The organism is Ruegeria spongiae, assembly GCF_023502395.1.
Lineage (GTDB): Bacteria > Pseudomonadota > Alphaproteobacteria > Rhodobacterales > Rhodobacteraceae > Ruegeria_C > Ruegeria_C spongiae.
On record NZ_JAMFMB010000008.1, the window covers coordinates 18,962 to 29,917 of the forward strand.

Sequence of the window (10,956 nt, forward strand, 5' to 3'; positions counted from 1 at the left end):
TGATCTTCTATGATGCAGCACGCGATATTGTGTGCATCTCTACTGGGCATTCTACAAATTGTGCCTGCACCCACATAGAATTCGAAAGCAATCATGCTTTCAGTGTGGGCCAAGACAAACTTGGATAGTCTAGTATGAGGAGAAAGCGATGCGTGTATTCGTACACAGATACTATCGTTTTCGCTTTGGCAGGCAGGAGTGCGTTACCGCGCACACCCGCCGTTGGCCAAAGCCGCAGCAGCTACTTTTGCCGCTGTAGTAGTTAGTAGGTCTAACTGAGAGGGTCGCCCACGGGCGGCCCTCGTCGTTAGGTTATCCACAAAAAAGTGGATAGGCAAACAGATTTGCCCATAAACTTCTGGAATCCAACGAGGAATCCAAAAAAAGGATTCGATTTCCTGCACTTATCCCAGATCGTTCGAGGCCAGCACTGCCATGTTCAGAATGTCATTGGCGGTCGAACCGGTGGAACAAATCTGGATCGGTTTGCCGATCCCGGCCAGGATCGGGCCGATCACGCTGGCCTCACCCATTTCCTGCATCAGCTTGACCGAGATCGAGGCCGAGTGCCGCGCCGGAACGATCAGAATATTAGCCGGCCCGGTCAGCCGCTGGAAGGGGTAGCCCGCCTGCGCCTGCGCGTTCAGCGCCACATCCACGGTCATTTCGCCCTCGAACTCGAAATCAACCCCGCGTGCCTCCAGCACACGGGGGGCCTGATGCATCTTTTCGGCGCGTTCCGACACCGGATAGCCAAAAGTCGAGAAGCTGACAAAAGCCACGCGCGGCTCCAGTCCGATATGGCGTGCAACACCCGCCGCTCGCTCGGCGATATCGGCCAGATCCTCGGGTTCGGGCCACTCATGCACCAGCGTATCACCGATCAGAACGATCCGACCCTTGTGCAGCAGCGCTGTGATTCCGGCGGTCCCACTATGGGCATCGGCGTCGAAGACATGGTTTATCCGGTCCAGCACATGGGCCGATTTCCGCGTTGCGCCGGTGACCAGACCATCGCCATGGCCATGCGCCAGCATCAGCGCCGAGAACACATGCCGGTCGCGCGCAGCCAAACGGTGGACGTCCTTTTCGTCGAACCCCTTGCGCTGCAGGCGCTCGTAGAGAAACTCTTTATACGACTCCAGATGCGTGGTGTTGGCGGCGTTCACCACCTCCAGCTCGCGGGTGGCATCGCTGAGGCCGACGCTATCCAGCTTTTCCTTGACCTCGTCGGGCCGCCCCACGACCAGCGCCTTGCCAAAGCCCGAGCGCTGATACATCACCGCCGCGCGCAGCACGCGGGGGTCGTCGCCCTCGGCAAAGATCATCCGGCTTTGCGCCGCACGCGCACGGGCGTTCATGCCGCGCAGGATGCTGGCGGTCGGGTCCATGCGCGATTTCAGGCTCAGCTCATAGGCGTCCATATCGACGATCGGACGGCGCGCCGCACCGGTATCCATCCCGGCCCGCGCAACGGCGGGCGGAATGCGGTGGATCAGGCGCGGGTCAAACGGCGTCGGGATGATATAGTCGCGGCCAAAAGACAGGCTCTTGCCATAGGCCATGGCGACCTCATCGGGCACATCCTCGCGCGCAAGCTGCGCCAGTGCGTTGGCGCAGGCGATTTTCATCTCGTCATTGATGGCGCGGGCATGGATGTCCAGCGCGCCCCGGAAAAGATAGGGAAAACCCAGCACGTTGTTGACCTGATTGGGATAATCGGACCTGCCCGTCGCCACGATGGCATCGGCGCGCACCTCGTGGGCGTCCTCGGGCGTGATCTCGGGATCGGGGTTGGCCATGGCGAAGATCACCGGGTTTTCGGCCATCTCGGTCAGCATCTCTTGCGTCAGCGCGCCCTTGACCGACACGCCCAGGAACACATCCGCGCCCTTCATCGCCTCGTCCAGCGTGCGCAGGTCGGTCTGGATCGCATGGGCCGATTTCCACTGGTTCATCCCCTCGGTCCGGCCCTGATAGATCACGCCCTTGGTGTCGCAGACCACGCAGTTCTCATGCCGTGCACCCATGGATTTCAGCAGTTCGATACAGGCAATGCCCGCCGCACCTGCCCCGTTCAGCACGATCTTGACGTCTTCGATCTTTTTCCCGCTCAGATGCAGCGCATTGATCAGACCTGCCGCGCAGATCACTGCGGTGCCATGCTGATCATCATGGAAGACCGGGATGTTCATCTCTTCCTTCAGGCGCTGTTCGATGATGAAACATTCCGGCGCCTTGATATCCTCGAGGTTGATGCCGCCAAAGGTCGGCCCCATCAGGCGCACCGCGCGGCAGAATTCGTCCGGGTCCTCGGTGTCCAGCTCAATATCAATAGAATTCACGTCGGCGAAACGCTTGAACAGGACCGACTTGCCCTCCATCACCGGCTTCGAGCCAAGCGCGCCCAGATTGCCCAGACCCAGCACCGCCGTCCCGTTCGAGATCACGGCAACCAGATTGCCCTTGTTGGTATAGTCATAGGCGGTCTCGGGGTTTTCTGCGATCTCTTCGCACGGCACGGCCACGCCCGGCGAATAGGCCAGTGACAGATCGCGCTGCGTCGTCATGGGCACGGTGGCCTGCACCTCCCACTTGCCCGGCGTGGGTTCGATGTGAAAGGCAAGCGCTTCTTCGCGGCTGATCTTGGCTTTGGGCATGTGGGTCTTCTTTTTTCTATCTGGGCTCACGCCTCATAGCGCAGCATGGCCTCCGCCTCAACGGCGATGCGTTTTCACCTTTCGTCACATGGATCGGGTTTGTAAGGTCGCGCCGGTTCATCCACGGGAGAAACAGAGCTTGACCACAGTCACGCCCATGATGGCGCAATATCTCGACATCAAGGCAGCCCATGCGGACGCGCTGCTGTTCTACCGGATGGGCGATTTCTATGAGATGTTCTTTGACGATGCCGTCGCTGCGGCCGAGGCGCTGGATATCGCGCTGACCAAACGCGGCAAGCACGAAGACCGCGATATCCCCATGTGCGGCGTGCCGGTGCATGCCGCCGAAGGCTATCTGCTGACGTTGATCCGCAAAGGGTTCCGCGTGGCGGTCTGCGAGCAGATGGAAAGCCCCGCCGAGGCCAAGAAACGCGGCTATAAATCCGTGGTCAAACGCGATGTTGTCCGGCTGGTCACCCCCGGCACGCTGACCGAAGAGTCGCTGCTGGAAGCGCGGCGGCACAATTTTCTGGCGGCTTACGCGGTGGTGCGCGATGCGGCTGCGCTGGCCTGGGCCGACATCTCGACCGGGGCGTTTCATGTGATGCCGCTGGCGCCGGTGCGGCTTGGCCCCGAACTGGCTCGTCTTGCGCCCGCCGAAATGGTCGTCGCGGACGGGTCCGAGGGCGAATTCGCTGAAATAGTCTCTGATATGGGCGTACCTCTCACGCCGTTGGGACGGGCGAGTTTCGACAGTACGGCCGCGGAAAAGCGCCTGTGTGCATTGTTCAATGTGGGCGCGCTAGACGCGTTCGGGTCCTTCACCCGCGCCGAGGTTTCGGCCATGGGCGGGCTGATCGACTACCTCGAGATCACCCAAAAGGGCAAACTGCCGCTGCTGCAACCGCCCGTCAAAGAGGCCGAAGACCGCGTTGTGCAGATCGATGCCGCCACCCGCCGCAATCTGGAACTGACGCGTGCGCTGTCCGGTGGTCGCGCCGGGTCGCTGCTGGCGGTGCTGGACCGCACCGTCACACCCGGCGGCGCACGATTGCTGGAACAACGCCTGTCCAGCCCGTCGCGCGATCTGGATGTGATCAGCAACCGGCTGGATGCGGTCAGTTTTGCCACCGAGGATCGACTGACCGCCACTGACCTGCGCGAAGCGTTGCGCAAGACCCCGGATCTGGATCGCGCCCTGTCGCGGCTGGCACTGGAGCGCGGCGGCCCCCGCGATCTGGCCGCGATCCGCAACGGTCTGACCCAGGCCGAGGCGATCTCACAGATCGCCGAGGCTCAGGAGCTGCCCCACCTGCTGGTGCAATCCGCCAGCACCCTCTCGGGCTTCGATAATCTGTTGAGCCTTCTCGAGGCCGCCCTTGTGGCCGAACCCCCGCTGCTGGCCCGCGATGGCGGATTCATCGCCGAAAGCTACGACTCGGAACTGGACGAGGCCCGCACCCTGCGCGACGAAGGTCGCTCGGTCATCGCCGGGTTCCAGAAGAAATACGCCGAACACACCGGCATCGCCTCGCTGAAGATCAAGCACAACAACGTACTGGGCTATTTCATCGAAACCACCGCCACCCATGCGGACAAAATGCTGGGCGCGCCCTTCAGCGAAACCTATATCCACCGCCAGACCACCGCCAATCAGGTCCGCTTTACCACCGTCGAACTCAGCGAGATCGAAACCCGCATCCTGAACGCGGGCAATCTGGCGTTGGAGATCGAAAAGCGGCTCTATCAAAGGCTTTCTGTTGCAATTATGGACGAAGCGGCAGAGATCAACCAGGCCGCGCGCGGTCTGGCCGAGATCGACCTGACCACTGCACTGGCAGATCTGGCCGTGGCAGAAAACTGGTGCCGCCCAAGTGTCGATACCAGCCGCGCTTTCGAGATCACCGGCGGCCGCCACCCGGTTGTGGAACAGGCCCTGCGTCAACAGGGCGGCGAGAGCTTTGTGGCGAATGATTGCGACCTGAGCGCCAAGAACGGCGCCGCGATCTGGTTGCTGACCGGCCCCAACATGGCGGGCAAATCCACCTTTCTGCGCCAGAACGCTCTGATCGCGCTGCTGGCGCAGATGGGCAGTTATGTACCTGCCGACAGCGCCCATATCGGGCTGGTCAGCCAGCTATTCAGCCGCGTCGGTGCCTCGGATGATCTGGCGCGCGGGCGCTCAACCTTCATGGTCGAGATGGTCGAAACCGCCGCGATCCTAAATCAGGCTGATGACCGCGCGCTGGTGATCCTGGATGAGATCGGGCGTGGAACAGCCACCTATGACGGGCTCTCCATCGCCTGGGCTACGCTGGAACACCTGCACGCCGCCAATAAAAGCCGCGCGCTCTTTGCCACGCATTATCATGAACTTACCGCACTTGCCGGGAAACTCACCGGGGTCGAAAACGCCACCGTTTCGGTCAAGGAATGGGAAGGTGAGGTGATCTTTCTGCACGAGGTCCGCAAAGGTGCCGCCGACCGCTCCTACGGTGTGCAGGTCGCCCAGCTCGCTGGTCTGCCCGCGTCGGTGGTCGAGCGCGCCCGCACGGTTCTGGAACAATTGGAAAAGACCGAACGCGAAGGCGGCAAGCAGCAAACTCTGATCGACGATCTCCCGCTGTTCTCCGCCGCACCACCCCCGGTGCCAAAACCTGCGCCCTCACCTGCGCTCGACCTGCTCGACAACGTTCTGCCCGACGAGCTTTCGCCGCGAGAGGCGCTCGAGCTGATCTACAAATTAAAAGAGGCGGCCAAAACCTGACCGCCCCTTCTTCTGTTCAAAAATACCTCCGCCGGAGGCTTGGCTTCTTTGAAGCCAATCAACCCGCTGGCATCGACGACACGCCAACCTGTGCCGGGCGCAACAAGCGGTCATGCAGCATGAACCCTTCGGCCGACACCTGAATGATATCGCCTGCGCGGGTGCCTGGCAGCGGGGCTTCAAACATGGCTTCGTGCATCTGCGGGTCGAACCGATCGCCCACCTCGGGCGAGACGACCCGGATGCCGTGCTTGGAAAACACATCCAGCAACGCCCGCATGGTCAGTTCGACCCCTTCGATAAGGGCTGCGGACACTTCACGCTGTTCGTCGGTCGCCGCTTCCAGGGCGCGTTTCATGTTGTCATAGACCGGCAGCATGTCGCGGGCCAGCTTCGAGCCGCCGTATTGCTCGGCATCGCGCCGCGCCTTGTCGCCGCGTTTGCGCGCATTCTCGGCATCGGCCAGCGCACGCATGAATCGGTCCTTGTACTGGTCCCGCTCGGCGCGCAGCGCGTCCAGCTCGGCCTCTTCGCTGCTGATCTCGCTCAGCTCTTCGGCAAGTTCCTCGGCCTCGACCTCAGCAATATCGTCCAGAAAATCTTCGTTTTTGGGCTCTGCCATCTTTTCACCTCTAGCTCCGGTCGGAGATCAATTTCCCGACCAGTTGTGCCGTATAATTCACAATCGGCACGATCCGTCCGTAGTTCAGGCGCGTCGGGCCAATCACCCCCACCGCACCGATGATCTTTCGATCAGCGTTCATATATGGAGACACCACCAGAGAGGAACCCGAAAGTGAGAAAAGTTTGTTCTCTGAGCCAATAAAAATGCGCACACCCTCACCTTCTTCGGTCAGTTCCAGAAAATCCGCAATGTCACGCTTGCGCTCAAGGTCGTCAAACAGGGTTCTGATCCGCTCCAGCTCTTCGGCCTGATCGGCCTCGCCCAACAGATTCGCCCGACCCCGCACGATCAGCCGCGCGGAATCGGTATCCTTGCTGTCCCAGGCCGCCAATCCGCTTTCCACCATCTCGCGCGCCAGCGAATCGATCTCCTGGCGACGCGCGGCAATCTGGGTCTGGATATCGCGCCGCACCGCGCCGATTGTGCGCCCCTCGATCAGCGTGTTCAGAAAATTCGCCGCCTCGCGCATCGAACTGGGGGTCTGGCCCGGCGGCGGTGTGAACAGGCGGTTTTCCACCTGCCCGTCCGAGAACACCAAAACCACCAGCGCCCGGTCATGGGCCAGCGAGACAAACTCGATATGGCGGATCTCGGACTCATGTTTCGGCGTCAGCACCAGCGAGGCCCCCTGCGTGACCCCCGACAGCGCCGAGCCGATCCGGTCGAGCATGCCACTGACATCGGAATGTTCATTGCCCAACGTGGAATCGATGCGCGTCCGGTCGGCATCCTCCATCTCACCAACCTCAAGCAGACCATCGACAAACATCCGCAGACCCATCTGCGTCGGCACCCGTCCGGCGCTGACATGGGGGCTGTCGAGCAGGCCCAGATACTCCAGATCCTGCATCACATTGCGCACGGTTGCAGCGCTGACCTTTTCGTTCAGGGTGCGGGTCAGGGTCCGGCTTCCCACCGGTTCGCCACTATCGAGATAGGATTCAACAATCATACGGAACACTTCGCGCGAGCGTTCGTTCATGTCTTCGAGCAGTTTCGTCGCATCACTCATACGCGCATCCTCGGTCGGGCGGCCATTAAAACCCATGTACTGCAAAGGTCAATCGGGGTTGCGTTCCGCGTGCCTCGGACGGTATCCCGAACCCGGACAGGATAAGGATTTTCCATGCGACCCTCTGGACGAACACTCGACGAAATGCGCGCCGTTTCAATTGAAACCGGCGTGACCAAACATGCCGAAGGCTCTTGCCTGATCCGCATGGGCGACACCCATGTGCTGTGCACCGCCACCATAGAGGATCGCGTGCCGCCCTTCATCAAAGGGTCAGGCCTGGGCTGGGTCACCGCCGAATACGGCATGCTGCCCCGGTCAACCAACACCCGCATGCGGCGTGAGGCTGCATCGGGCAAACAAGGCGGCCGGACCGTGGAAATCCAGCGCCTGATCGGTCGCGCCCTGCGCGCCGGGGTGGACCGGGTGGCATTGGGCGAACGCCAGATCACCGTCGATTGTGACGTGATCCAGGCCGATGGCGGCACCCGCTGCGCCTCGATCACCGGTGGCTGGGTGGCACTGCGTCTGGCGGTCAACAAGCTGATGAAGACCGGCGACGTGATCTCGGACCCTCTGGTCGACCCGGTCTCGGCCGTGTCCTGCGGCATCTATGCGGGCCAACCGGTACTGGATCTGGATTACCCCGAAGACAGCGAAGCAGGCGTTGATGGCAACTTCATCATGACCGGGTCGGGCAAGCTGATCGAGGTGCAGATGTCCGCCGAAGGCTCGGTCTTCAGCCGCGACCAGATGAACCAGCTGATGGATCTGGCCGAGAAAGGCGTCGGCGAATTGGCCGCCGCGCAAAAGGCAGCCACCGCATGACCCGCAAGTTCACCGGCGATCGGCTACTGGTCGCGACCCACAACAAAGGCAAGCTGGAAGAGATGGCACATCTCCTCTCGCCCTTTGGGGTCACGATCATCGGCGCCGGTGAAATGGATCTGCCGGAACCCGAAGAGACCGAGGACACCTTTGTCGGCAACGCCCGGATCAAGGCCCATGCCGCGGCGCAGGCCACCGGGCTGCCCGCGCTCTCGGACGATTCCGGCATCACCATCGACGCGCTGAATGGCGCGCCCGGTGTCTATACCGCCGATTGGGCAGAAACCGACGCGGGCCGCGATTTCATGATGGCGATGACCCGCGCCCATACCGAGCTTGAGGCACAAAACGCCCCCCACCCCCGCCATGCCCAATTCCGCTGCACGCTGGTGCTGGCCTGGCCCGACGGTCACGACGAAGTGTTCGAGGGCATCGCCCCCGGCCATCTGGTCTGGCCGCTGCGCGGTATTGACGGGTTCGGATATGACCCCATGTTTGTGCCGCAGGGCTATGACCAGACATTCGGGGAAATGGACCGTTGGGAAAAGAACAAGATCAGCCACCGCGCCGATGCGGTTGCCAAATTCGTAGCGGGCTGTTTTGACGGATGACTGGCAACAGGGTGGCTTTGGCCTCTATGTGCATTGGCCGTTCTGTCAGGCCAAATGCCCCTATTGCGATTTCAACAGCCATGTATCGTCGCAAATCGACCAGAAGATTTGGGTCGCGGCCTACCTGAGCGAGCTGGACCGCAATGCGCCGGATCTGTCGGGGCGGGTTCTGAACACGATCTTTTTCGGTGGCGGCACGCCGTCGTTGATGGAGCCCGAAACCGTTGCCGCCGTGATTGAGGCCGCGCGCAAACACTGGCCTGTTTCCAACGATCTGGAGATCACGCTCGAGGCCAATCCCGGCTCGGTCGAGGCAGGGCGCTTCTCTGGCTATCGCGATGCCGGGGTCAACCGTATTTCAATGGGAATTCAAGCGCTTAACGACAATGACCTGCGCCGTTTGGGCCGTATCCACTCGGTCGCCGAAGCGCGCGCCGCCTTTGACATCGCGCGATCTTGTTTTGACCGGGTCAGCTTTGACCTGATCTACGCCCGGCAAGATCAAACGCTCTCCGATTGGACCGCCGAACTGACCGAAGCACTGTCCATGGCGGTGGATCATCTCTCGCTTTATCAACTCACGATCGAAGACGGCACCGCCTTTGGTGATCGGTATGCCCGTGGCAAGTTGCGCGGGCTGCCCGAGGACGAAACCGCCGCCGACATGTATCTGTCCACGCAAGAGATCTGCGCGAGCCACGGCCTGCCCGCCTATGAGGTTTCGAACCACGCACGGCCGGGATCGGAATCGCGGCACAATCAGATCTATTGGCGCTATGGTGATTATCTGGGGATCGGCCCCGGCGCCCATGGGCGGCTGACAATAAACGGTCAGAGATACGCCACCGAAACCTTCCGTATGCCGGGCGAATGGGTGAAAGCGGTGAATTCCGGCTCTGGCGATGCGCTTCGGACACCGCTTTCCACTACTGAACAGGCAGAGGAATACATGATGATGAGTATGCGCCTGTCTCAAGGTCTAGATATCGAAAGATACACCAAATTTTCGGGGTCCCCGATCAACTCACACAAGCTGTCGCAGCTTGTAGATCTGGGCATGGTGGAACAGGACGGTGCAATGCTGCGGGCGACAACGACCGGACGCCCGGTCCTGAACGCCATCCTGCGCGAATTGATGGTGGGCTGATCCGGATGCAGTATCTCTGGGCAACACTGGGTCTGATATGTGTTGGCCTTGCTGTCATCGGCGTCGTCTTGCCGCTGCTACCAACCGTCCCGTTCCTGCTGCTCGCAGCGTTTTTCTTTGCCCGATCTTCAAGCCGCCTGCATGACTGGCTGCTGAGTCATCGTCTGTTTGGCCCGATGATTGACGATTGGCACAGTTCCGGCGCGATCCGGCCCGGCGCAAAAAAGGCGGCCACCCTGTCGGTAGCCGCCGTATTCCTGCTGTCTCTCTTTTTTGGCGCGCCCACCTATGTCCTGATGATCCAGGCGGTGGTGCTGAGCTGTGTTTTGATCTTCATCTGGAGCCGCCCTAGCGGCTGAGCTTGGCGCAAAGATCATCCAACTGGTCGAGGTTTTCGTAGGTCAGAACAACCTGCCCTGATTCCGCCCCTGGCTTATGATTGATCGCGACTTTCATCGCCAGGATCGCCGACAGGTCCCGCTCCAAGGCACGCGTATCCGCATCTTTTGTCGGCGCCGAAGGGCGCGGCCGATCCGGTTTGTCCCCGGCCTCACCCTGTTGCTGCTTCTTGACCAGCGCTTCGGTCGCCCGAACCGACAAACCGTCCCGCACCACTTGCTTCGCCAGCTCAGACGGGTTTTCCGACGTAATCAACGCCCGCGCGTGACCCGCCGACAACTTGCCGTCGATCACATGGGCCTGAACATCGGCGGGCAATGACAGCAGCCTGAGCAAGTTCGCGATATGGCTGCGGCTTTTACCCAGCGCTTCGGCCAGTTTTTCCTGGGTATGACCGAATTTGTCCATCAACTGACGATAGCCCGCCGCCTCTTCCACCGCGTTCAGGTCAGCCCGCTGAATATTCTCGATAATCGCGATTTCAAGAACTTCGGTATCGTCCAGGTCACGGACAAGAACCGGAACCTCGTGCAGCTGCGCCATCTGTGCAGCGCGCCACCGACGTTCACCTGCAACGATCTCGTAACCTTCATCCCGCGCGCGCACGATCAGCGGTTGCAGGATTCCCTTTTCCCGGATCGAAGCCGCAAGCTCATCCAGATTTTCCTGCGAAAAGCTGCGCCGAGGCTGGTCTGGGTTTGCGCGCAGCTTTTCGATCGGGACATTCATATCCGACCGGCGTGGCGAGGATACCGCAGTTGGCGGCTCAGGCGTCACATCCGCCATCAGCGCAGAAAGTCCGCGACCAAGTCCGCGTGGTTTCGACGTTGTCATGCTCATTCCT

General features: G+C 61.0%; 9 protein-coding genes. 5 read left to right on the forward strand and 4 right to left on the reverse strand.

Annotated features, from left to right (window positions below):
* Positions 1-404: 404 nt before the first annotated feature.
* Positions 405-2,660, reverse strand: coding sequence for an NADP-dependent malic enzyme (locus tag M3P21_RS08020; protein ID WP_249708658.1), 2,256 nt, complete (start codon positions 2,658-2,660; stop codon positions 405-407).
* 157 nt (positions 2,661-2,817) lie between these two features.
* Here M3P21_RS08020 and mutS point away from each other — a divergent pair, with 157 nt between their 5' ends.
* Positions 2,818-5,430: a DNA mismatch repair protein MutS gene (mutS, locus tag M3P21_RS08025; RefSeq protein ID WP_249708989.1), complete on the forward strand. Its 2,613-nt coding sequence runs from the start codon at positions 2,818-2,820 to the stop codon at positions 5,428-5,430.
* A gap of 58 nt (positions 5,431-5,488) precedes the next feature.
* Here mutS and M3P21_RS08030 read toward each other — a convergent pair whose 3' ends face one another.
* Both M3P21_RS08030 and hrcA read right to left on the reverse strand, forming a co-directional pair.
* Entirely contained in the window at positions 5,489-6,052 is a 564-nt protein-coding gene (locus tag M3P21_RS08030; RefSeq protein ID WP_249708659.1) for a nucleotide exchange factor GrpE, read from the reverse strand.
* Positions 6,053-6,062: 10 nt separating this feature from the next.
* Positions 6,063-7,127 carry a heat-inducible transcriptional repressor HrcA gene (gene hrcA, locus M3P21_RS08035; RefSeq protein WP_249708661.1) on the reverse strand — a complete coding sequence of 355 codons (1,065 nt, stop codon included), beginning with the start codon at positions 7,125-7,127 and terminating at the stop codon, positions 6,063-6,065.
* 114 nt (positions 7,128-7,241) lie between these two features.
* Here hrcA and rph point away from each other — a divergent pair, with 114 nt between their 5' ends.
* Genes rph through M3P21_RS08055 form a run of 4 tightly spaced genes read left to right on the forward strand, consistent with a single transcriptional unit; the run spans position 7,242 to position 10,072 of the window.
* Positions 7,242-7,955, forward strand: a complete 714-nt coding sequence (gene rph / locus M3P21_RS08040; protein WP_249708664.1) for a ribonuclease PH — start codon at positions 7,242-7,244, stop codon at positions 7,953-7,955.
* On the forward strand, positions 7,952-8,566 hold the full coding sequence (gene rdgB / locus M3P21_RS08045) for an RdgB/HAM1 family non-canonical purine NTP pyrophosphatase (protein ID WP_249708666.1): 615 nt from the start codon (positions 7,952-7,954) through the stop codon (positions 8,564-8,566). The genes rph and rdgB overlap by 4 nt, the downstream gene beginning before the upstream one ends.
* On the forward strand, positions 8,556-9,713 hold the full coding sequence (gene hemW, locus M3P21_RS08050) for a radical SAM family heme chaperone HemW (RefSeq protein WP_249708668.1): 1,158 nt from the start codon (positions 8,556-8,558) through the stop codon (positions 9,711-9,713). The genes rdgB and hemW overlap by 11 nt, the downstream gene beginning before the upstream one ends.
* A 5-nt stretch (positions 9,714-9,718) precedes the next feature.
* Positions 9,719-10,072, forward strand: coding sequence for a YbaN family protein (locus tag M3P21_RS08055; protein ID WP_249708670.1), 354 nt, complete (start codon positions 9,719-9,721; stop codon positions 10,070-10,072).
* Here M3P21_RS08055 and M3P21_RS08060 read toward each other — a convergent pair.
* Entirely contained in the window at positions 10,062-10,952 is an 891-nt protein-coding gene (locus tag M3P21_RS08060; protein WP_249708673.1) for a ParB/RepB/Spo0J family partition protein, read from the reverse strand. The genes M3P21_RS08055 and M3P21_RS08060 overlap by 11 nt on opposite strands.
* Positions 10,953-10,956: the final 4 nt, after the last annotated feature.

Coding starts and splice junctions, on each gene's coding strand:
- rdgB (WP_249708666.1), top strand. CDS start 7,952: ATGACCCGCAAGTTCACCGGCGATCGGCTACTGGTCGCGACCCACAAC.
- M3P21_RS08060 (WP_249708673.1), bottom strand. CDS start 10,952: ATGAGCATGACAACGTCGAAACCACGCGGACTTGGTCGCGGACTTTCT.
- M3P21_RS08055 (WP_249708670.1), top strand. CDS start 9,719: ATGCAGTATCTCTGGGCAACACTGGGTCTGATATGTGTTGGCCTTGCT.
- M3P21_RS08020 (WP_249708658.1), bottom strand. CDS start 2,660: ATGCCCAAAGCCAAGATCAGCCGCGAAGAAGCGCTTGCCTTTCACATC.
- hrcA (WP_249708661.1), bottom strand. CDS start 7,127: ATGAGTGATGCGACGAAACTGCTCGAAGACATGAACGAACGCTCGCGC.
- mutS (WP_249708989.1), top strand. CDS start 2,818: ATGATGGCGCAATATCTCGACATCAAGGCAGCCCATGCGGACGCGCTG.
- M3P21_RS08030 (WP_249708659.1), bottom strand. CDS start 6,052: ATGGCAGAGCCCAAAAACGAAGATTTTCTGGACGATATTGCTGAGGTC.
- rph (WP_249708664.1), top strand. CDS start 7,242: ATGCGACCCTCTGGACGAACACTCGACGAAATGCGCGCCGTTTCAATT.